This is a genomic window from Tessaracoccus pujii (genome assembly GCF_055326215.1).
In genome coordinates, this window is record NZ_JBUZNP010000001.1 from 1 (window position 1) to 21,019 (window position 21,019).

General features: G+C 69.4%; 20 protein-coding genes. 9 read left to right on the top strand and 11 right to left on the bottom strand.

All coding sequences use genetic code 11. The features are described from left to right. Nucleotides 1-134: 134 nt before the first annotated feature. The 5 genes from istB to ACZK5N_RS00025 form a co-directional block, all read right to left on the bottom strand. Nucleotides 135-938 carry an IS21-like element helper ATPase IstB gene (gene istB / locus ACZK5N_RS00005; RefSeq protein ID WP_459017651.1) on the bottom strand — a complete coding sequence of 268 codons (804 nt, stop codon included), beginning with the start codon at nucleotides 936-938 and terminating at the stop codon, nucleotides 135-137. Beyond that, complete coding sequence (gene istA, locus ACZK5N_RS00010; protein ID WP_459017652.1) at nucleotides 935-2,461, bottom strand: IS21 family transposase; 1,527 nt, start codon at nucleotides 2,459-2,461, stop codon at nucleotides 935-937. The genes istB and istA overlap by 4 nt, the downstream gene beginning before the upstream one ends. A gap of 653 nt (nucleotides 2,462-3,114) precedes the next feature. Then, complete coding sequence (locus tag ACZK5N_RS00015) at nucleotides 3,115-4,473, bottom strand: site-specific integrase (protein WP_459017733.1); 1,359 nt, start codon at nucleotides 4,471-4,473, stop codon at nucleotides 3,115-3,117. Nucleotides 4,474-4,858: 385 nt separating this feature from the next. Then, on the bottom strand, nucleotides 4,859-5,344 hold the full coding sequence (locus ACZK5N_RS00020; protein WP_459017734.1) for a VOC family protein: 486 nt from the start codon (nucleotides 5,342-5,344) through the stop codon (nucleotides 4,859-4,861). Next, nucleotides 5,344-5,781: an HAD family hydrolase gene (locus tag ACZK5N_RS00025; protein WP_459017735.1), complete on the bottom strand. Its 438-nt coding sequence runs from the start codon at nucleotides 5,779-5,781 to the stop codon at nucleotides 5,344-5,346. The genes ACZK5N_RS00020 and ACZK5N_RS00025 overlap by 1 nt, the downstream gene beginning before the upstream one ends. A gap of 112 nt (nucleotides 5,782-5,893) precedes the next feature. On the opposite strand from ACZK5N_RS00025, the gene arfB reads away from it, so the two are divergent. Next, entirely contained in the window at nucleotides 5,894-6,337 is a 444-nt protein-coding gene (gene arfB / locus ACZK5N_RS00030; RefSeq protein WP_459017736.1) for an alternative ribosome rescue aminoacyl-tRNA hydrolase ArfB, read from the top strand. Between the two features lie 17 nt (nucleotides 6,338-6,354). On the opposite strand, the gene ACZK5N_RS00035 is transcribed toward arfB, so the two are convergent. Both ACZK5N_RS00035 and ACZK5N_RS00040 read right to left on the bottom strand, forming a co-directional pair. After that, nucleotides 6,355-7,614, bottom strand: a complete 1,260-nt coding sequence (locus tag ACZK5N_RS00035; RefSeq protein ID WP_459017737.1) for a class I SAM-dependent methyltransferase — start codon at nucleotides 7,612-7,614, stop codon at nucleotides 6,355-6,357. 20 nt (nucleotides 7,615-7,634) lie between these two features. Next, complete coding sequence (locus ACZK5N_RS00040; RefSeq protein WP_463624494.1) at nucleotides 7,635-9,047, bottom strand: FAD-binding oxidoreductase; 1,413 nt, start codon at nucleotides 9,045-9,047, stop codon at nucleotides 7,635-7,637. 205 nt (nucleotides 9,048-9,252) lie between these two features. Here ACZK5N_RS00040 and ACZK5N_RS00045 point away from each other — a divergent pair, with 205 nt between their 5' ends. Both ACZK5N_RS00045 and ACZK5N_RS00050 read left to right on the top strand, forming a co-directional pair. Further along, the gene (locus tag ACZK5N_RS00045; RefSeq protein ID WP_463624495.1) at nucleotides 9,253-10,161 is read left to right on the top strand and encodes a hypothetical protein; all 909 of its coding nucleotides are present in this window, start codon (nucleotides 9,253-9,255) and stop codon (nucleotides 10,159-10,161) included. Beyond that, complete coding sequence (locus ACZK5N_RS00050; RefSeq protein WP_463624496.1) at nucleotides 10,158-10,817, top strand: 2'-5' RNA ligase family protein; 660 nt, start codon at nucleotides 10,158-10,160, stop codon at nucleotides 10,815-10,817. The genes ACZK5N_RS00045 and ACZK5N_RS00050 overlap by 4 nt, the downstream gene beginning before the upstream one ends. 34 nt (nucleotides 10,818-10,851) lie before the next feature. Here the strand turns inward: ACZK5N_RS00050 and ACZK5N_RS00055 are convergent, their stop codons facing one another. The 3 genes from ACZK5N_RS00055 to cobA are packed head-to-tail and all read right to left on the bottom strand — an operon-like array spanning nucleotide 10,852 to nucleotide 13,005. Beyond that, nucleotides 10,852-11,631, bottom strand: coding sequence for an adenosylcobinamide-GDP ribazoletransferase (locus ACZK5N_RS00055; protein WP_463624497.1), 780 nt, complete (start codon nucleotides 11,629-11,631; stop codon nucleotides 10,852-10,854). After that, the gene (gene cobU, locus ACZK5N_RS00060) at nucleotides 11,628-12,257 is read right to left on the bottom strand and encodes a bifunctional adenosylcobinamide kinase/adenosylcobinamide-phosphate guanylyltransferase (RefSeq protein WP_463624498.1); all 630 of its coding nucleotides are present in this window, start codon (nucleotides 12,255-12,257) and stop codon (nucleotides 11,628-11,630) included. Before cobU ends, ACZK5N_RS00055 begins: the two co-directional genes overlap by 4 nt. A 1-nt stretch (nucleotide 12,258) precedes the next feature. Beyond that, nucleotides 12,259-13,005 (bottom strand): uroporphyrinogen-III C-methyltransferase, encoded by a 747-nt coding sequence (cobA, locus tag ACZK5N_RS00065; RefSeq protein ID WP_463624499.1) that lies wholly within the window; start codon nucleotides 13,003-13,005, stop codon nucleotides 12,259-12,261. A 155-nt stretch (nucleotides 13,006-13,160) separates the two neighbouring features. Between cobA and ACZK5N_RS00070 the strand changes: the two genes are divergently transcribed. The 3 genes from ACZK5N_RS00070 (at nucleotide 13,161) to serB (ending at nucleotide 16,609) form a co-directional block, all read left to right on the top strand. After that, nucleotides 13,161-14,153, top strand: a complete 993-nt coding sequence (locus ACZK5N_RS00070) for a class I SAM-dependent methyltransferase (protein ID WP_463624500.1) — start codon at nucleotides 13,161-13,163, stop codon at nucleotides 14,151-14,153. Nucleotides 14,154-14,311: 158 nt separating this feature from the next. Continuing rightward, complete coding sequence (locus ACZK5N_RS00075) at nucleotides 14,312-15,667, top strand: S1C family serine protease (RefSeq protein ID WP_463624501.1); 1,356 nt, start codon at nucleotides 14,312-14,314, stop codon at nucleotides 15,665-15,667. Between the two features lie 66 nt (nucleotides 15,668-15,733). Further along, nucleotides 15,734-16,609 carry a phosphoserine phosphatase SerB gene (gene serB / locus ACZK5N_RS00080; RefSeq protein ID WP_459017746.1) on the top strand — a complete coding sequence of 292 codons (876 nt, stop codon included), beginning with the start codon at nucleotides 15,734-15,736 and terminating at the stop codon, nucleotides 16,607-16,609. On the opposite strand, the gene ACZK5N_RS00085 is transcribed toward serB, so the two are convergent. Further along, a complete protein-coding gene (locus tag ACZK5N_RS00085; protein ID WP_459017747.1) occupies nucleotides 16,610-17,206 on the bottom strand; it encodes a histidine phosphatase family protein in 597 nt (198 codons plus the stop codon). Between the two features lie 240 nt (nucleotides 17,207-17,446). On the opposite strand from ACZK5N_RS00085, the gene scpC reads away from it, so the two are divergent. The 3 genes from scpC to ACZK5N_RS00100 all read left to right on the top strand — a co-directional run bounded on the left by scpC (nucleotide 17,447) and on the right by ACZK5N_RS00100 (nucleotide 21,007). Beyond that, the gene (gene scpC / locus ACZK5N_RS00090; RefSeq protein ID WP_459017748.1) at nucleotides 17,447-18,961 is read left to right on the top strand and encodes a succinyl-CoA:acetate CoA-transferase ScpC; all 1,515 of its coding nucleotides are present in this window, start codon (nucleotides 17,447-17,449) and stop codon (nucleotides 18,959-18,961) included. Nucleotides 18,962-19,061: 100 nt separating this feature from the next. Beyond that, on the top strand, nucleotides 19,062-19,655 hold the full coding sequence (locus ACZK5N_RS00095) for a MarC family protein (RefSeq protein WP_459017749.1): 594 nt from the start codon (nucleotides 19,062-19,064) through the stop codon (nucleotides 19,653-19,655). Nucleotides 19,656-19,834: 179 nt separating this feature from the next. Further along, entirely contained in the window at nucleotides 19,835-21,007 is a 1,173-nt protein-coding gene (locus ACZK5N_RS00100; RefSeq protein ID WP_459017750.1) for a M20 metallopeptidase family protein, read from the top strand. Nucleotides 21,008-21,019 lie beyond the last annotated feature (12 nt).

Sequence of the window (21,019 nt, forward strand, 5' to 3'; positions counted from 1 at the left end):
CTGTCAAGGGCCACTGGTTTCTGCCCGGAGGCGGACATGAAACCTGCCCGGTAGCGGTCACGAGAAGTGCCCGGTGGTGGCCATGGGATCTGCCCCAGGGGGTTGTTGGCCATCCACCTCGGTCGAGGGCGTGGTTAGTGCAAGGGGGTCACCCCCCGGCCGGCGAGTGCTTGGGTGAGGCGGACGCTGTCGCCGCTGGTTTGGCAGACGTGGGCGTGGTGGAGGAGCCGGTCGACGGTGGCGGTGGCCAGCGTTTTGGGCATGAGTTCGTCGAAGCCGGCGGGGTGGAGGTTGGAGCTGATCGCGACGGAGCGTTTCTCGTAGGCGGCGTCGACCAAGCGGTAGAGGCCCTCGGCGGCGTCGTGGGACACGGGCAGCAGGCCGATGTCATCGACGACGACGACGTCGGCGCGCAGGATCCGGGCGATGGCTTTCGACACGGTGTCGTCGGCGCGGTGCCGGCGCAGCAGGAGGCCGAGGTCTTCGAGGGTGAACCAGGCGACGCGTAGTCCTTGTTCGACGGCGTGTTGGCCGAGTGCTTCGAGGAAGAACGTCTTCCCGGTGCCGGAGGGGCCGCAGACGACGAGGTTCTCCCGCCGACCGACCCATTCCAGGGTCCGGAGTGCTTGTTGGGTGGGGGCCGGGATCGATGAGGCGGTCGGCTGCCAGGCGTCGAAGGTTTTCCCGGTGGGGAACCCGGCGGCGGTGCGGCGGGTGGCGAGCGCGGAGCGTTCCCTTCCGGTGACCTCTTCGATGAGGAGGGCCTTGATGATTTCGGCGGGGTCCCAGCGTTGCGCTCGGGCGGTGGCGAGGATGTCAGGTGCCTGGGCCCGCATGTAGGGCAACCGCATCCGGCGCAGCAGGCCTTCCAGATCGGCCGGTAGCGGCGGGGCGACCGGGACTCCCGCGACGGGGACGGCGACCTTCGGTGCGGTCATGAGGCGATCTCCTGGGCGGGGTTGGTGCCGTAGGTGGCCCAGCCGCGGGTGCCTTGGGTCAGGGACTGGTCCTCGCTGGCCTGCAGCTGTTGGGGGTGGGGTCGGCTGCGGTGGTGGTCGAGGATGGAGGCGAGGTCGGCCTCGGCGAAGCGGCCGTGGACGGCGGCATGCCCCAAGGCCCAGTCGACGTCGGCGGGGTTGAACAGGCGTGCCAGCTGGACCGCGGCGGCCATCTTGACCCGCATCTTCCCGGTGCCCGCGTGAGCGGCCTCGACCAGCCAGATCCGCGCCCCTTCACCGAGGGCGAGGAACTCGGTGTCAGCGACCGTCTTCGCCCTGGGTGACCGCTCCAGGGCCCCGGCCGGGGCGGGCGGGAAATGCAGCCCCTCAAGCATCGGCGTGCCTGGGGTGGCGCGTCGGTGGCGGGCGACCTCGACCGGGCCCGCGTCGTCGAGGTGGCAGATCACGATCTGCTCATCCGCGCCGCGGCCGTGGACGCGGACCCAGACCGTCTCGCCGCAGAGCCGGTGAGGGACGGAGTACTGGCCGTGTTCGAAGTTCACCATCGGCGTGTTGTCCGGCACCACCCTCGTGGTCCCGAACGCGACCGTGAACGGCGCCGCGGCGACAGGATGCAACCGTGGGCGTTCCTCGGCCAGCATCTCGGCCGGGGCCCGGCGGGTGACCCGATGCGGGCGGGCGTTGACCAAGTCGCAGAACGCCTCGCAGGCGGCTTCGAGGTCGGCGAACGTGTCGTAGGCGTCGCGCAGGTTGGCGTCGGTGGGCACCAGGTCGGCCTTCGCGAGCTTCACCGATGATTCGGTGCCGCCCTTGCTCGCCGGGTCCGCCGGAACACATGTGTGAACCGTCACCGCATAATGCGAGGCGAAGGCGACCAGCTGCTGGTTCCGGACCGGGATCCCGGCGATGTGCTCACTGGTGACGGTCTTCTCGTTGTCGGTCAACACATACGTCGGGACGCCCCCGATCCGGCGGAACGTGACATCCAAGGCGGCGAACACCGAGGGCAGGGTCTTGTCCCGCAGCGGCAGCACCACCCGGAATCTCGACCACGCGACCCAGGCGACGAACAGGACCGTCTTGACCCCGTCGATCAACGGCCCGTCGCCGTAGTCGTACTGCAACCACATCCCGGGCTCGGTCACCCACGGCCGATGAACCCGGCGGTTCCCGACCCGGAACGCGGTCTTCGCGGCCGCGACCGCTCGGCGGGTGGTGCGCTCCGAGCCGGTGTAGCCCAGCCACTCCAGCTTCTGGTGGACCCTGTCGGCGCGGACCTTCCCCTTCGACCGCTCGACCCACTCCTCGACCTTCTCCAGGTAGTCGTCGATCAACTGCGGCCGGCGGGCCGTCCCCGACGGCGGGCCACCCAGCTTGTCGCGGGCCTCCACATAGCGTTTCACCGTGTGATGGGAACACCCCACCAACTCGGCGGTGTCACGCAACGACCCGGTCAGATCGTAAGCATCCAAGATTTCCATGATTTCCTCGGCAGACTTCAAGATGTCCCTTCCCGGGTGACGAACAGTGCTTCAGCACCACTCATCGCACTCGAGGAAGGGACGCCGACCGCGGACGCGGCAGGCAACGGATGTCGTGTCGGGCAGATCCCATGGCCACCACCGGGCAGATTTCATGACCGCCAGCGGGCAACTACATGACCGTCACTGGGCATTTTTCCGTGTCCGCCGACATCCGACCTCAACACCTGGCTCAGAGACGCAGCCACGCGCCACGGCTGGACCATCCTCCTCGTCACCCACGACCAGGCCGAAGCAAGGTTCCTCTCCCACCGCATCATCGAACTCAGCGCTCGACCGGCCAGCGTGGTAGGGGTGTCGACAGCCAAAGATCGGATGGCAGTAGCCGTATCGAGCCGCGACGGGATCACGCCGGTACCCGCTGATCTTCAATCCAGTGCGTTAGGCCCTTCGGCCCGAAGGGGAGTGTGGACGACGCTGAGAGACTGGACGATTTCACCGCCCGTCGAAAGTGCTCAGTCTTGAACGTCGCCGACAGGGAGATTGTCGTCGACTGAGATCAAAGCGAGCGCGACCGACCGTGTTGATCAGCCTGTCCATCGCTCGCGAGAACAAACGGGGGTCGGTCTATCTCTGCAGGGCCGCGATTCGAGGACCGAGCGGTTTGAGCCCGGCTACTGGACCGAGCTCCCCTCGATCATGGTCGATACATTTGCCGCTACGGCTGCCAAATAGTCCATCTCGGCCCGCTGGTATCGCAGAGCCATCTTGGGGGAGGTGTGGCCAGCGATTGCCTGGACCGCTCGGAGGTTTCCTCCTGACAACCTGTAGGCCCACGTGAGGCCGGTGACTCTTGTGCCATGGAAGACGTAGCCGCCATGACCGGTGAGCAGCTCACGGATCCGCTGCGACTCGTCGGATTCCGCCTCGCCGGTCTGGGTCAGATTATGGGCAGCACTGGCCTCCATCCCATCTGCAACCGCGTGACAGGCCTTCTTGAAGGCCCGGAGCCAATCCACGGACTTCACGGGGAGGCCGTCTTTGCCTCTCCAGAACAGGAGCCCCGTCCTGCCAAGCTGGGTGTGCCGACGCAGGTGGGCCTGCACGTCCTCGAGGAGCGCCGCCGGTATGGGAAGAGTGCGTGTGGCTATCCCCTTCCGGGCTGTCTTCAGCGGACCGAGTTGCACCGTACCCTCTGACTCCTTCACTGATTGGTGAACCTTCACCGTTGGAAGGTCTCCGGAGAGGCTGAAGTCACCGCGCCGCAACGCTCGGATCTCGCCAGAGCGCAGCCCCAGAACGCCACCAAGCAGAACACCCAAGCGCCAATGTTCCGGCATGTGGTTCGCCACTGAGTAGAGCACCTCGATGGGCAGCGGGTCGAGGTCACGCTCCCGTGAGGCTTGTGCGTGTGTGGCTGCCTTCACCCGCACCGGGTTCACCTCGATCAATTCAGCTTCAACAACGGCGTTCATGATCGCGCGCAGCAGGTCGTAAGCCTGCCGACACGAGGATTCACGCTGCTTGACCGGTAGGCCCTGCCACCACAGGCGAACATCCGCACGGGTCATCTCGGTAACCTTGATGTCACCCAAACCTCGCTGCGCAAGTGGCTTGCCCTTGATCATGCCCCGCCGGGTGATCGTGGCTGGCTCGGCGCATATGTAGAACTTCAGCAGCTGGCGGTACCGGTCCCGGGTAGAACCAGCGAGTTCACCGCGCTCCAGATAGTCCTTACCGTATGCGGCGATGGTGGGCACCGCGGCGGCGGCTTCACGTGCCACCTCCTCCCGGCGTCGTTCCTCCGCAGCCTGGTGCAGCCGGGCAAGAGGCGGGCTCCACTCGCCTCGTTGGACCAGTCGGTGTTCCCGGTCAAGCCAAGCCCAGGCGTCGCCCTTCGCGTCGAACGTTTGTGGCGCGGTGTAGCGAGTTCCGAGCTGGACGCCGTGGAATCCTCCGTGGAGGTATGAGGCCTGGTACCGGCCTGAGGGCAGCCTGCGAACCTTGCCCCAAGAGCGCTGGCTCTCTGCCACCGGCCCCCCTTTCCCAACCGCCGCCCCACAGTTGCGGCGGCATCTCGTATCATTTCTGGGGCGGTTTCGTGCCCCGAATGTGCCCCCAAATAGCTGCGCCATGCCTACGCAGGCGTATGCAAACTCGATGCGATCGAGGGTGAACTACCTTGTCAAGGGCCTATACTACACCCTGACAGGTACTTGAGAGATACGAGGTTGCGTCTTCGAATCTCGTATCCTCCGCCACCTCGCTGGGTTTGGGCTCGTGGGCCTGACTCGCTTGGCCCGGGCTTCTCGCGCAGGGCTGCGCCACATATTTCCATGCCGGAGGCAGGTGGGGCTGCCGCGCGGGTGGCCTGTGTGGGCACGAGGATTGTCGGCGGAGATTCCCCGTCGATCGTGGTCAGTCCCCCGCGACCGCCCGCTCGATCGCCGCGACGTCGATCTTCTGCATCGTGAGCATCGCGGCGAACGCCCGCTCGGACACGCCGGGCTCGTCCGATTCCATGGCCTCGGTGAGCGCCCGTGGCGTGATCTGCCAGGACACCCCCCATCGATCCTTGCACCAGCCGCAGGCGCTCTCCTGTCCGCCGTTGCCGACGATGGCCTCCCAGTAGCGATCGGTCTCCGCCTGGTCGTCTGTCGCGATCTGGAAGGAGAAGGCCTCGCTCTGCGGGAAGTCCGGGCCCCCGTTCAGGCCCATGCACGGGATGCCACAGACGGTGAAGTCCACCGTCAGGACGTCGCCCTTCCTGCCGCCGGGGAAGTCTCCGGGCGCCCGGTGCACGGCGCCCATCCTGCTGTCGGGGAATACCGAGGCGTAGAACTCGGCCGCCGCCTCGGCGTCCTTGTCGAACCACAGGCAGATCATGTTCTTGGGGATCGTCATCATCGCTCCTCCGATGTGGACACGGATCCACCGTAACCCGCCTCGTGGTGACGCGGCAATGGCCGCCGATGCGCGAGAAGACCACGCAGCCGTTCCCGGATGCCCACCGGGCCGTACAGGGCCTGGGGCGCTTCCAGGATGAAGGTGACGTCGTAGGACGTGAGCACTCTGACGACCTCTGAGGCCAGGCTCTCCGGAAACCTGATGTCCGACAGGACAGTGCTGCCGATCTCGACGTAGCCGCCGGCCGCGCCGACCAGCCCGTCGAACACCGAGTCCAGGATGCGCGCCGGCACCATCGACTTCGGCCTGCCCGTGCACAGCAGGACCCGGTGCCCGTTCGCGCGAGCCTGGCGGACCGCCTCGACGTGGCCGGGTGGGACCTGTCCGCGATCCGCGTAGGTCCCGTCGAAGTCGATGAACACTGCCTTGGGCATGCCTAGATCCTTCCAGCCCGGGAGTCCTGCGTCGCACACACCCGTGCGTGACGGATGCCGCGGCCAGCACCCGTCCCTCGTGGGGTGGCTGCGTGTCTCCTAGTCTGGAATCGTGAGTGAGCTGCGGATTGCGCCGATGCCGGGACTGCCCGAGGGGTTGGTGATCCCGAGCCGAGAGCTGATCGAGCGATTCTCACACGCGTCCGGTCCCGGAGGCCAAGGCGTCAACACGGCCGACTCGAGAGTTCAGCTGTCCTTCGATGTGGCCGCCTCCGCGGTTCTCGACGAGGTGCAGCGCGAGCGTCTGCAGCACCGGTTGAGGACGCGTCTTTCCGGCACCGTCCTCACGGTGGTCTCCGCCGGATTTCGCTCGCAGCGTCAGAATCGGGAGGCGGCACGGGAACGTCTGGCGGCGCTGCTGCTGGAAGGCCTCGCCCCGCCCTCGCCACCGAGGCGTCGCACCCGCCCGACGCGCGGTTCGATCGAACGGCGATTGGGCAACAAGCGACGACTCGGCGAAACCAAACGCCGTCGGGCCCGCCCCGACGACACCTGAGCCAGGGCGGGTCTGCGTCACCAGGCGGGCCGCAGCGGGAACCCGTTGGACCCGTCGTCAGCCGTGCGCACCGCCAGCACCTGATGCAACTGGACGTTGTTGCGTTCGAAGTTGAGACGCGATCCGGCCATGTAGAGACCCCACGCCCGCGCCGTCGGCTCCCCTGCCGCGGCCACACAGTCGTCCCAGGTGTTGACGAGATTGCTGCACCAGGCGGTGAGAGTCCGGGCGTAGTGCATCCGGAAGTTCTCCTCGTGCATGACCTCCAGGCCGGCGTTCTGCGCCTCCTTGATGATGGTGCCGGAGCCGCTCATCTCCCCGTCAGGAAAGACGTAACGGTCCATGAACGAGCCCATCCCCGCGCGCCGGTTGTGCGCGAGGGTGATGCAGTGGTTGAGCAGCCTGCCCTGTGGACGGAGGCGATCCCGGAGGAAGGCGAAGTAGGCGGCGTAATTGCGCACGCCGATGTGTTCTGTCAGCCCGATCGAGCTCACCGCATCGAAGCCTGCCTCGGTGATGTCACGGTAATCCCCGTGACGGACCTCGGCCAGGCCACCGAGCCCGTCGCGCTGGATGGTCTCCGAGGCCCAGGACGCCTGTTCGCGTGACAGGGTCACGCCCAGTGCCGTGACGCCGTAGTAACTGGCCGCGTGGCGCACCATGCCACCCCAGCCGCAGCCCACATCGAGGAGCCGCATCCCTGCCCGTAGCCCGAGCTTGCGGCAGATCAGGTCGTACTTCTCCGCCTGCGCCTCTTCGAGGGTGGCGTCGTCGCTCGGGTACACGGCGCAGGTGTAGGTCATGGACGGGCCGAGGATGTGCTCGTAGAAGGTGTTGGAGACGTCGTAGTGGTGCGCGATCGCCGCGGCGTCGCGCGACTTCGAATGGCGCAGTCCCGTGATCGCGCGGCGCCAGGCCGGCGGGCGTTCGGTCTCAGGTGGCGGCGGTGGCCTGAGCGCAGGGATACCCAGCCCACGCACCAGGTCCACCACCTCCGCCGGTGAGGGCATCCGGAACTTGAGCCGGTCCTGCATCAGCTTGAGCATCTCGTAGGGGTTGCCGGGATGGACGCCGAGCAGTTCCAGGTCTCCGGCCAGGTACGCCCGCACCATTCCCAGCTCGGCCGGGGCCGTCAGCAGGTAGGCCAGACCGCGCTGGTTGCGCAACACCAACTCCATCGACGCGTCCTCAGGACCGGCTGAGCTCCCGTCGTAGGCGGAGAACCGCATCGGTATGCCGTCGCGGACGAGCGAGTTGACCGCATCCGCTATCGACATCCTCGCGCCCCGGGTTGCATTCATAGTTTCCGCACCGCCTTGTCGTAGAGGCTGGTCAGCCGATTGTCCGGGTCATAGCGGGCCTTCACGGCGGCCAGGTTGGAGCCACCGTAGAGCCTGTCGAAGGTCCCCGGGTCGTAGAAGGCCTCGGAGTAGAGCGACTTGTGGCCCCCGAGATCGTGCACCTTGCGCTCGATCGCCCGATTGAGCCGCCCCTCGGCAGCATCCTGGCCCACGCGGACGGCGCCCCAGAAACCTGCGTTGACGTAGGTGGTGCCGGGCTCCAGCGGATAGCTCGGCCAGGGGCGGCGGCCCGCGCGATCAGCGTCCACCGTCGCAACCGGGTGCTCCGTCGACGCCCTCAGCCGCAGCGGGCACAGCCACACGGGACGCATGCCCACGTAGTCGTCGAACCAGGCGAGGAACTCCCCGAGGCGATCCACCGGGACCTCGACGTCCTGGATCACGCGCTCCTGCAGCGGGCGGCCGGCCAGCGCGTCGAACCGGTCCGTCAGACCGATCCGCCGGTCAAGACCGATCAGCCGATGGTAGACATCCGATCGGCGCCACCGACGCGGCCACAGCCGTCGCACCAGCGGGTGCTGCACACCGAAGGCCGCCGAGCACCAGAACCAGTCGGTGTCCCACCGCCAGAGGTAGTCGCGCATGGTCAGCTGGTCCGACGCGCGGGTGCGGATGGAGCGGTAGTAGATGTCCTGCCCGGTGTAGTCGCTGGGCGGGCCCGCCGGCCGGGCGGTCCAGGTGGCGAGCGTCAGGTAGTACTCCCCTGGCTCGAACGCCACCCCATCCAGGCCGTCGACCCGGATCCCCTCAAAGGAGCGGGTGGTGACGATCTCCTCGACCGTGGCCGCCAGCGCCGCCGCGTCGGTGAATCGGATGTGGCGGAGATCGACGTAGGCCGGCACCCTCTCCAACTCGATCACCAGCCTGGTGGCATAGCCCAGCGAGCCGTAGGAGTTCGGGAACGCGTCGAAGAGGTCCTCGCCCCGGCGGGTGGTGACGACCTCGCCGGCACCCGTGAACACGTCCATCTCGAGGACGGACTCGTGCGGCATCCCGTTGCGGAAGCTGGTGGATTCGATCCCCAGACCGCTGACCGCACCTCCCAGCGTGATGGTGCGGAGCTGCGGAACGACCAGCGGGATCAGTCCGTACGCGAGCGTCGCGTCGACGAGATCCTCATACGTGCACATGCCCTGGACCTCTGCCGTACCGGCCACAGGGTCGACGGCCAGTACGCCGGTGAGGCCGGAGACGTCGAGCCCGGACGAGCGCGTGGCGACACGCGGCCTGAAGAGGTTCGAGGTGCGCTTGGCGATGCGCACCTGAGAGCCGGCCGGGATCGCGTCGTACGACGATCGCAGCCGCGCAAGGGCCTGGCGGTGCTGTTCCGGGACACGTGACGCTGCCACACCCCCAACCTAGCCCCGATCCTCGGCCCGCGCCTCAGAGCCGACAGAGCCGACGCCCTTCACCGCGCGTCCCCCCAGTCCTCCGCATCTGAGGCAGGGAGTCGGCGTAGGATCCAGCCCCAGCGCAGGAGCACCACATGCGAGGCCGGTGCACCTGTGGAGCACGACGCTCCAGCCTCACCATCGGTCTACGAGAGGACGACCTGTGTCTCTGAACGGAGCACCTCCCTCAGTCGTCGTGATCGGTGATCTCTGCATCGACGACAACGAGGCGAACGGGCACATCCTCGAGCCGTCGTGGGGTTCGCCCGCGCTGTTCATCGCGCGACAGCTGCGGCTGGAGTATGGGCTGCACGCTCAGGTCAGCGGCCCTTACGGACTGGACCTCCTGCCCCTCATCACCGAATTCGAGCGGGACCGCGAGCCATCCGGTGAGCGCTCGTTGGCGTACAGGAACATCGTCGGCGGCCACAAGGCCACGCAGGACAGGACCCAGTACTGGCGTCCCGCGGACCGCCCGCTGCAACCGATCAGCCCCCGGGCCACCTGGCAGAACTGCGACCTGGTCTACTTCTGCCCCCTCGTCCCGGACGAGGACCGAGCGGCCGACATCGCGGAGTTCTGCGCCGCACGCCTGGAGGGACGGTCGGTGCAGGTCCTGCTGGCCCAGGGACTCATGCGAACCAGCGGGGCGCCGGCCGCCTCCTCCTACCGGCGGGTCCACCGCCGCGACATCGATGACGCCGAGGCCGCGACCTGGTCCTGCTTCGACATCGTCGTCTTCTCCGACGAGGACCTGCAGGACGCCGTCGCCAAGGCCACGCGGTGGTCAGCCGCCGACGCCGCCAGGAACACGGGGTACGTCGTCACCCAGGGGCACAGGGGCGCCACCCTGTGCTTCCAGGGGGCGGCGACGCCCTACCCCACCAGGCCCGCGGTCACCGACGCCACGGTCGGTGCAGGAGATGTCTTCGCCGCCACGCTGGGCCTCGAGTTCTACAGCGGCTTTGCCGCCGGGGCCCTCGGCCGATCCGATGCGCTGCATCAGGCAGTGGTCAAGGCCACAGCAGCGGCGTCACGGTATGTGGGGGCCGGCAGCGTGGCGACAGGGTGAACGGGCCCGTCCCCTGCACCGTCGCGTGCGAGGACCGGGACTTCATCGAGTGGCACGGAGGGTCTGCGCACGCAGTGGTGTGGGCGGTCGAGGCCGACACGGACCAGGTGCGCGGCGCGGTGTCGTCGGCGCGCGCACACTGGGGAGACGTGCTCCTGCCGCGACACCAGCGCCAGCCCCACATCACGCTCGCGTACGCCGGTCCCCTGGCGGCGCCGGGCGCCCAGCCCGTCGACGAGCCCTACACGGCTCTCCGGCTCGCTGGGGACCTCGCCAGGCTGACGAGCCTGGGGATGGGTCCGTTCCGCGTCGCCGTCGGAGGCTGGGGCACCTTCCCGATGGTTCCGTTCCTCCGCGCCTCCGCCCCCGAACTGCACGCCCTCAACGCCGCGCTGATGGCCGGCTCCGCGTACGACGGCGGATACGTCCCGCATGTGACGATCGGCCACTACGGCGTGTCGCGGCCGCTGGCCGAGGTGACCGCCCGGGCGGCGCGATGGGCTGCTCCCTCCGTCGATCCGATCGACGTGACGGCGGTGACGCTGCTGGCCTACGAGACCCACGACATCGCCGGTCCACTGGCCGTCGTGGGGCGGCTGTCCCTCGCCGACCAGGCGTGGTCGGCTGCGGCATCCTTCGCCGGGCTCACCGACTGATCGGCGGGCCCAGTGGACTGCGATGCCCCGGTGACTAGAGCGCGGCTGCCACCAGAGCGGCCAGCACGAGGAAGGCCGCCTGCGTCACCTCGATGATCGACCCGAAGACGTCACCGGTCATGCCGCCCAGGCGTCGACGCAGCCGCGTCGCCCACAGGAATCCGATGCCGCCCGCGAGGCACGCAACGGACGCGAAGACCACCGCGCCGGCGGTGCCGCCGGCGAACGCCCCGACCCCCGCCGCGACCCCCACCACCGCGACACCCGTGGCCCAGGCCGTCGCAGCCGAGGTGGCGCCGATGAACAGGGCACCGAAGCCCTGCCTGCGCGCGGACGCCCGCGACACCGTCGCCCCCGTCACGACGGCGCGGCCCACCATCGCCGCGACACCCAACGCCCCGCCCGCCAGCAGCGCGCCGGATTCCGTCAGTGAACTGAGTGCGGCGGCGTCGATGAGCAGCGCCAGCACGAGCGCGGCCACTCCCATGGGGCCCACGTCCGACTTCCGCATGATCACCAGCGCCTCCTCGGCCGGCTTCCGGGAGCCGAGCCCGTCGGCAGTGTCGGCCAGCCCGTCGAGGTGGAGCGCACCGGTGAGGGCGGCGACGACGGCGAGCGCCAGGGCGGCACCCAGCCAAGCGGCAGCGCCCAGGACCACGACGCCCCACAGCACCAGGCCGCCGGCGGCGCCCACCAGCAGCCCCACCCACGGGAAGGCCGCCATGGCGCGCCCGGCGAGGCGCCTGTCGATCGCGGCCACCGACGGCACCGGGATCACCGTGAACAACCCGAGGGCCGCGACGAGCCCCCTCACTTGAGCCGCTTCGCGATCCCGGCGGTGCACAGCCACACCTCGCGGCACACGGCCGCCAGGCGGGCGTTGAGCCTGCCCAGCTCGTCCCGGTAGAGCCGCCCCGACGGGGTGGCCGGCACGATCCCCGACCCCACCTCGTTGCTGACGACGATGACCTCGCGCGAGGTGGATTCCAACGCCCCGGCCAGGCGGGACACCTCGGTCTCCACGCGCTCCCGCCAGCCGGGGGCGTCGTCCCAGGCGCCCGCGCCCATGAGGACGCGGTCCAGCCAGACCGCGGCACAGTCGATGAGCACCGGCGCCGGATCGTCGCGTTCCAGCACGGCGGCGATGTCCAGGGTCTCCGTGGTGCGCCACGACGCGGGGCGCCGCCCGCGGTGCAGGGCCACGCGGTGCTCCCACTCGGCATCGCCGTCGGCCACCTCCGACGTGGCCACGTACTCCACATCCTCCGCCGCGCCGAGCTGGGCCTCCGCCCACGCCGACTTCCCGGAGCGGGCCCCACCGAGCACCAGGGCGGTTCCGGGGGCATGCACCAGCGGCGTCACCTGCGCCCGCTCCGCCAGCCGGACCAGCAGCGCCGCGCCGACCTCGTCGGTGGGATCGAGCCGGACGGTGAAATCCACGTCAGTCCTCCAACTCCAGCGCCGCCACCGCGCCGATGACCACGATGGCCGGAGGCCGGATGTCGGCGTTGGCGGCGGCCGCGGGGATCCCGGCCAGCGATGCCCGAAGCGCCAGCTGCCCTGGCGTGGTCCCGTCGGCCACCACAGCCGCCGGCGTGTCGCCGGGCAGACCGTGCCGCTGCAGCACATCCGCGATCTCGGGAAGGTTCTGCACGCCCATCAGCACCACGATCGTCAGGTTGGCGGCCGCGAGCGCGCCCCAGTTGACCTCGCTGCGCGGATCCGACGGCGGCACGTGCCCCGACACCACGACGAAGCCCTGCGTCAGTCCACGGTGGGTCACGGGAATGCCCGCCAGCGCGGGCACCGACACCGCCGACGTCACGCCCGGAATCACCCGCACGGGGATCCCGGCGTCGCGGCAGGCCAGCCACTCCTCGCCACCGCGACCGAAGACGTAGTTGTCGCCCCCCTTGAGCCGCACGACGCGCAACCCCCGGCGGGCACGATCGATGAGGAGGGCGTTGATCTCCTCCTGCGGCGTGAAATCGCCGCGCGGGATCTTGCCCACGTTGACGATCTCCGCACCGCGGCGCGCCTCCTCCATGCACTGGAGGGCGCCGAGGCGGTCGTGCACGATGACGTCGGCCTCCCGGATGGCGGCCAGCCCGGCCACCGTCATGAGGCCGGGATCGCCCGGGCCACCGCCCACCAGGATGACGCTCCCCGGCGCGAATTCGTGATGCATGGCGCTCTCCTCGTGTCGGTGCGTCTCACACCCTAGCGACGCACCCGGCCCTGTCTTTATTCCACCCCTCGTCAGCGGTCCGCGCCGGACAGGGTCCGCCCGGCCCTGCGGGGCGACGTCCCCACCGGCGCCGCGGAACCTCCTAGACTCACCCCATGCGTGACGTGGTTGATGACCTGATCTGGGACGAGGCCCCCGGGCAGGCGGGGGCGGTGGCTCTCATTGATGCCCCGGCCCTCGTCGACGACGCCCTCACCCTCACCGACGACGTCCGCGTCTGGTGCGACGACTGGCGCGACGCCGCGACCGTGCCGGCAGAGCTCCTCGTCGAACACCCGTCCGACGTGGCCGGGGTGGACCTGGCGCTGGCGCGCCTGCCGAAATCCCTCGGCGCCCTCGACGAGATGGCCGTGCTGGTCCAGGGAGCTCCGGACGTCACCTTCATCGGCGGCGCCAGGATCAGGCACATGAACCGGACCATGAACGAGGTGCTCGGCAAGCACTTCACCGCCGTCGCGGCCAGCCTCGGCCGCTCCAAGTCGCGGGTGCTGCGCGCCTGGGGGCCGGCCGGGCTTGAGACCGACTGGCCGAAGGTGCGCGAGCACGCGGACCTGGGCTTCGCCGTCGCCGCGCACGGCGCCACGTTCGGGGGGATCAAGATCGACCCGGGGTCGCGGCTCCTCATCTCCGCGCTCGCGGGCGCCGGCCGCACCGAGGGCCTGGAGGCCGACGACGTGCTGGACTTCGGCTGCGGCAACGGCACCCTCGCCATGTGGCTGGCCAAGGAGGGCAAGCGGGTGGTGGCCCGGGACGTCAGCTGGTCCGCGGTCGCCGCGACAGCCGTGGCCGCGGAAATCAACCGGCTGACCGTCGATGTCACGTGGGGAGCCGGGCTGGACGGCTACGCCGACCACAGCGTCGACGCCATCGTCACGAACCCACCCTTCCACCAGGGCGTGGCGAAGGAGTCCTCGGACACGCTCGAGATGTTCGACGAGGCCACTCGCGTCCTCAGGCCGGGCGGGAAGGTCTGGTGCGTGTTCAACTCCCACCTGCCGTGGCGCAAGGAGCTGAACGAGCGCGTCGGGCCCACCAGGGTCGCCGCGCAGGACCCCCGCTACACCGTCACGGTCACCACCGCCCGGTGAACCCTCTCCCAGTGGTGATCCGTGGATGGTAGACCGTCCCAGGATCACCACTGTAATGACACCTCCCGCTCCGCCCTATCAGTGACCCCTCAGAGGTTTCACAGGCGCCTCATAGACTTGATGGGTTACCTAGGGGCATACCTAGTTGAGGAGCCACGATGAGCAACGAGCAGCACCCCAGTCCCTGGAGCCGCGACTCCTGGACCGCCCGCGCCGAGGAGCCCACCACTCCGGCCCCCGAGCAGCACGTCCAGCCACAGTCGCCCGCCGAGCCCTCGGGGTTCATCGCCGGCCAGTTCTCCTCCCAGGACAGCTCCGCGGAGGGTGCCGCGCAACAGTTCACCTACCCCCCGCCCGCATACCCCTTCGGCCAGCCCACTCCCGGTCCCGCTGCCGCCAGGAGCCGCTCCCGCCTCGCCGGGCTGCTCGCCGTGGCGGTGATGGCCGCGGGTGTGGGCGGCGGTGCCGGATTCACGGCGGCCCGGTTCGCAGACCAGGACGCGGCCTCCGCAGCCAGCTCCAGCGCCTCGACGATCCCCACCGAGACCCAGGTGGTTCAGGCGGACCCCGAGAACCCGAACTGGACGGCCGTCGCGGCGGCGGCGTCCAACGCGGTGGTCGTCATCCAGGTCACCGGCCAGGACGGTTCGGCCGGGCAGGGATCGGGGGTGGTGGTCGACGGCGAGGGCCACATCGTGACCAACAACCACGTGGTCTCCGGCAGCGGGAGCGGCGCGCGCATCGTCGTCCTGCTCGGCGCCTCGTCCTACGTCGCCGAGGTGATCGGCACAGACCCGTCGACCGATCTCGCGGTGATCAAGCTGGTGGATCCCCCGTCGGACCTCACCGTCATGTCCTACGCGGACGAGTCCGAGCTGCAGGTGGGAGATCCGGTGATGGCCATCGGCAACCCGCTGGGCCTGGCGGACACCGTGACCACCGGCATCGTCTCCGCCCTCAACCGTCCGGTGACCACCCGCGCCGTCACCAACAACACCGTCGGGCAGGGGCAGCAGGACGTGGTGGTGACGGCGGCCATCCAGACCAACGCGGCCATCAACCCCGGCAACTCGGGCGGCGCGCTGGTCAACGCGTCGGGCGAGCTGGTGGGCATCACCTCCTCCATCGCCTCGCTGGCCACATCCAGCTCCAGCGCCGGCAACATCGGCATCGGCTTCGCCATCGGGGCGGATCAGGTGGAGTACGTGGCCGAGCAGCTCATCGCCAACGGCGTGGCCGAGCACCCCCAGATCGGGATCAGCGCCAGCGACATCTCCACCACCGGCCCCCTCGGCGCCGCCGTCGCCGACGTGGTGGCCGGCTCCCCGGCCGACCAGGTCGGGCTGCAGGTGGGCGATCTCATCACCGCCGTCGACGGCGACCCGGTCTCCTCGACGGAGTCCCTGGTGGCGCTGGTCCGCGCCGGCCGCGTCGGCCGCGACATGACGCTCACAGTGCTGCGCGACGGGCAGGAGCAGGAGATCGTCGTCACGCCCATCGCCGCCGCCCGGTGACGCGCGCCCGTCCCATCCTCCGCCGCGCCACCGTTGCCCGCGCGCCCGCCCGGATAGCCTAGGCGCATGGAGATTCGCGTCACGCTGGCCGCCATGGGGCCCATTCCGGAGTCACTCGTGGCCCTCGTTCCCCCCACGGGGCACGTGATCAGCGACGAGACGCTGTACGGCCAGCGGATCAGCATGTTCACCGAGCACGACGACCCGGCCGCGCTGCGCACCGCACTCAAGGCCGTGGCGGGGAACGTGGCGGTCGGCGTGGTGACGGGGCCGCTGTCCCGGGTCCCGGCACAGCTGCTGCTCATGGACGTGGACTCCACCCTCACCACCACGGAGGCCATCGACCTCCTCGCCGAACATGCCGGCGTCGGGCCGAGGGTGGCCGAGATCACCGAGCGGGCGATGCGCGGGGAACTGGACTTCGCCCAGTCCCTCGGCGAGCGGGTCTCCACCCTCGCGGGTCTGCCCACCAGCATCTTCGCCGAGGTGGGCGAGGCGATGATCCTCTCCAACGGCGCGGCGGAACTCATCTCCGCGGCCCGCGCGTGCGGCGCGAAGGTGGGTGTCACCTCAGGCGGCTTCACCCAGCTCGTGGCACCGCTGGCCGAGCGCCTCGGGCTGGACTTCTTCAACGCCAACGAGCTCGAGACCGAACGGGTCGACGGTGAGGAGCGGCTGACCGGGCGCGTCACCGGCGCGATCGTGGACCGGGATCAGAAGGCGCGGGACCTGCTGCGGTTCGCCCACGCAGAGGGGATAGACCCGGCGCTGACGGTCGCGGTGGGCGACGGCGCCAACGATCTGGGCATGTTCGACGCCGCCGGGCTGTCCATCGCCTACTGCGCCAAGCCTGTCACCGCCGCGCACGCCGACGTGGCCATCAACTTCCCCCGCCTCGACGCGGTGGCCGCATTCGCCTTCAAGAGCGCACCGCTGGCCTGATCAGCTGTTCCAGCGGACGACAGCGGGCGAGTCCTTCTCCCAGCCCAGCACGCTGAGCGATCCCGTCAGCAGCGGGAAGCTGGCGGCCAACTCCACGGGGGCGCCGAGCCACAGCATGGACAGCACCCGCAGCGCATGCCCGTGGCCGAAGATCAGCACCCTCTCCACACCGGTGGCGCGGGCCCGGTCGATCGCCCGGCCCAGCCGCTCCACCACGTGTTCCTTCGTCTCCCCCTCCGGGAATCCCTCCCGGTCGATACCGGGCGCGCCGTGGGTCCAGATCCGCCAGCCCGGGACCCGCTCGGCGATCTGCAGGCTCGTGAGCCCCTCGCCCGGCCCGTAGGACCACTCCACCAGGTCGGGATCAATCACAGGTGCGGGGAAGCCGGCGAGCGCGGCGGTCTCCATCGCGCGACGACGGGGCGAGCTGAGCACCAGACCGAAGTGCTCGCCAGCAAGGCGCTCGCCCATCCGCTCGGCGTCGGCACGCCCCTCAGGCAGGAGACCCAGGTCCGTCACGGACGTGTGGCGCCCGACCTGGGACCACTCGGTGGCGCCATGGCGCACGAGCCACAGTTGGGTGCGTGGATTGCTCATCGCTGTCCTCTCGTCAGGTCCGGCTGTCGCCTGAGTCCAATCTACGTTTGCCCCACCCCCATGGGGGCGCAGCGTTGCATCCTGCAAAGATGGGATCACGGCAGCCCAGATGGGCTGACCACCCCGTCAGTGCACACGGTTGCACTGGCTTGCCCGCCGATCGGACAACTCCCGCGCGGCGGAAATGGCGTGCGTTCGCCGCTAGGGTGAGAGCGCACCGTAAATCTTCAAGGAGGACAGATGTCAGGTCGCATCCGCAACGAGGCATTCAAGCAGAAGGTCATGTCGGCCCACGATGCCGCAGCCCTCGTCGAGAACGGATGGAATGTCGGCTTCTCGGGCTTCACCGGGTCCGGTTATCCCAAGGTTTTCCCGGAGGCCCTCGCGGCCATCATCGAGGCCCGCCACAGCCACGATGAGCCGTTCAAGATCGGCGTCTGGACCGGCGCCTCCACCGCTCCCGAGCTCGACGGCGCCCTCGCGCGCACCGGTGGCATCTCGTACCGCGCGCCGTACCAGTCGGACCCCGACATGCGTAGCGCCATCAACGCCGGCATCTCGTACTACCAGGACATCCACCTCTCCCACATGGGCCCGCAGGTGTCGCAGGGGTTCCTCGGCCACCTCAACCTCGCCGTCGTCGAGGCCACCGCCATCACCGAGGACGGGGACATCATCCCGTCGTCATCGGTGGGCATGAACCGCACCTACCTGGATCACGCGGACCACGTGATCATCGAGGTCAACTCGTGGCAGTCCGAAGAGCTCTTCGGCATGCACGACATCTACTACCCCATCGGCGCCCTGCCGCCCAACCGCGTGCCGCTGCCCATCCAGAACGCCGGCGACCGCATCGGTGGCAAGGTGCTCAAGGTGGACGCGAGCAAGGTGATCGCGGTCATCGAGACCAACTCGGCAGACCGCAACACGCCGTTCAAGGGCCTCGACGACGACTCGCGCGCCATCGCCGGCAACTTCCTCGACTTCCTCGGCGCCGAGGTCAAGGCAGGGCGGCTGCCGGAGAACCTCCTTCCGCTGCAGTCCGGCGTGGGCAACATCGCCAACGCGGTGCTGGCCGGCCTCCTCCACGGCCCGTTCGAGAACCTCACCTCCTACACCGAGGTGATCCAGGACGGCATGGTGGACCTGCTGGACTCCGGCAAGCTCACCGTGGCGTCGGCCACCGCCTTCTCGCTCAGCCCCACCGCCGCCGAGCGGATGAACGACAACGCCGCGGACTACCGCAACAAGATCGTGCTGCGCCCCCAGGACGTGTCCAACCACCCCGAGGCCATCCGTCGGATGGGCGTCATCGCCTGCAACGGCATGATCGAGGCGGACATCTACGGCAACGTGAACTCCACCCACGTGATGGGCTCGCGCATGCAGAACGGCATCGGCGGCTCTGGTGACTTCACCCGCAACGGCTGGATCTCCAGCTTCGTCACGCCGTCGACGGCCAAGGGTGGGGCCATCTCCTGCATCGTCCCCATGGTCAACCACGTGGACCACACCGAGCACGACGTGCAGGTGCTGATCACCGAGCAGGGCCTCGCGGACCTGCGCGGCCTGGCCCCCCGCCAGCGCGCGCTCAAGATCATCGAGAACTGCGCGCACCCGGACTTCAAGGAGCCGCTGCGCGAGTACGTCAAGCTGGCGGAGAAGAAGGCCAACGGGCATCACACGCCGCACGACCTCGCCACGGCGCTCGGCTGGCACGTGCGGTTCCTCGAGACCGGCACCATGGTCGAGTGACATCTCGCTGAACGACAAGGCCCCGCCGTCTCGGACGGTGGGGCCTTCGTCTGCCCGCCCACGTCCGAGGCTGCGTCGCCGACGACGATAGGATCCCGGGATGACCCTGGTGCTCTCGGCCTTCATCACCTTCCTCCTCGTGATGGACCCCCTGGGCAACGCGCCGCTGTTTCTCACCTCACTGCAGCGCACCCGGCCGGACCGTCGCCAGTGGGTCATTGTCCGCGAATGCCTCATCGCGCTGGGGGTGATGGTGGCGTTCCTGTTCCTGGGGCAGGCGATGCTCACCGTCCTGCACATCGACGGCGCCGCGCTGCAGGCCGCCGGCGGCGTCATCCTGCTGCTGATCTCGATCCGGATGATCTTCCCCACGTCGCAGTCCAACCTGGCTGAGCCCATGACCCACGATGAGCCGTTCATCGTGCCGCTGGCGGTGCCCTACATCGCCGGCCCCTCGCTGCTGGCGGTCATCGTGGTGCTCGTCAGCCAGGACTCCGGCAACTGGCCCTGGTACCTCGGCGGACTCGTGCTGGCGTGGCTGGTCACCGCCGTGACCCTCTACTTCTCCGGCTTCCTGCAGCGCGTCGTCGGCACCCGGGCGCTCGTGGCGGTGGAGCGGTTGATGGGCATGATCCTGGTGATCATGGCCGTACAGATGATGTTCGAGGGCACCAAGGCGTTCTTCCTGGCCTGATCCTCCGGCGTTGGAGTGCCGCCGGCACTGCCGGAACACGTGGTCGACGCCGATCGCGCGGCCAATGTTCCTCCAGGCAGGGGCTCAGGCTCCTCAGCGGCTCGACGAGCCGCCTGGAGGAACATGAGCCGCAGGGGCGATGCGGGGCGGGGCGCTCGCCGGCCTGCTATGAATGACGCATGGCTCTTGACCTCGTCGAATTGCGACGCTCGCTGCATCTGATACCGGAGGTGGGGCTGCAGCTGCCGCAGACGCAGGCCCGCGTGCTGGAGGCCCTGGCCGGGCTGCCGCTGGAGATCACCCTCGGCGAGAGCGTCACCAGCGTGGTGGGCGTGCTGCGCGGCGGCCGCGCCACGCAGGGAAAGCGCCCCGTCGTCCTGCTGCGCGCGGACATGGACGCGCTGCCGGTGCAGGAGCTGACCGGGCTGGAGTACGCGTCGACCAACGGCGCGATGCACGCCTGCGGGCACGACCTCCACATGGCCATGCTCATCGGCGCCGCACACACACTGTGCGCACGCAGAGAAGAGCTGGCCGGCGACGTGATCTTCATGTTCCAGCCAGGCGAGGAGGGCGTCGACGGCGCCCGGTTCATGCTGGAGGAGGGGCTGCTGGACGTGGCCGGGTCGCGGCCGGACTGGGTCTACGCCATTCACGTGTGGGCGGCGCTGGATCCCCACGGCGTGTTCTCCACCAAGCCGGGCACCGTCATGGCGAGCTCGGACGTGGCGAAGGTGCGGGTGGTGGGTCGAGGCGGGCACGGGTCCACACCTCAGCTCGCGGCGGACCCGGTGCCGGCCCTGGCGGAGATCACCACCGCGCTCCACACCATGGTGACCAGGCGCTTCGACGTTCAGAACCCCGTCGTCGTCACCGTCGGCCTGCTGCAGGCGGGCACGATCGCCAACGTCATTCCGGAGGAGGGACGCCTGGAGGCGACGCTGCGCACGTTCGACACCGCCGTCCGGGCGAAGCTGGTGGGCATCATCCCCGAGGTGGTGGCGGGGATCGCATCCGCGCACGGCGTGCGGGGCGAGTTCGAGCTGCTCGAGCAGTACCCCGTCACGATCAACGACGACGCGGAGGCCGACGTCGTGGCCCGGGCCGTGGCCGACCTCTTCGGGGAGGAGCGACACCTGCGGTGGAGGAACCCGCTCGCCGGCGCGGAGGACTTCTCCCGGCTCCTGCAGGAGGCCCCGGGCTGCTTCATCGGGTTGTCGGCCTGCCCGCCCGAACTCGATCCGCTCACGGCCCCGTTCAACCACTCGGCCTACGCCCGGTTCGACGACGCTGTGGTCCCCGACGGCGCCGCGCTGTTCACCGAGCTGACGGTGCGCAAGCTGGGCGCCTGACCAGCCCCCCTC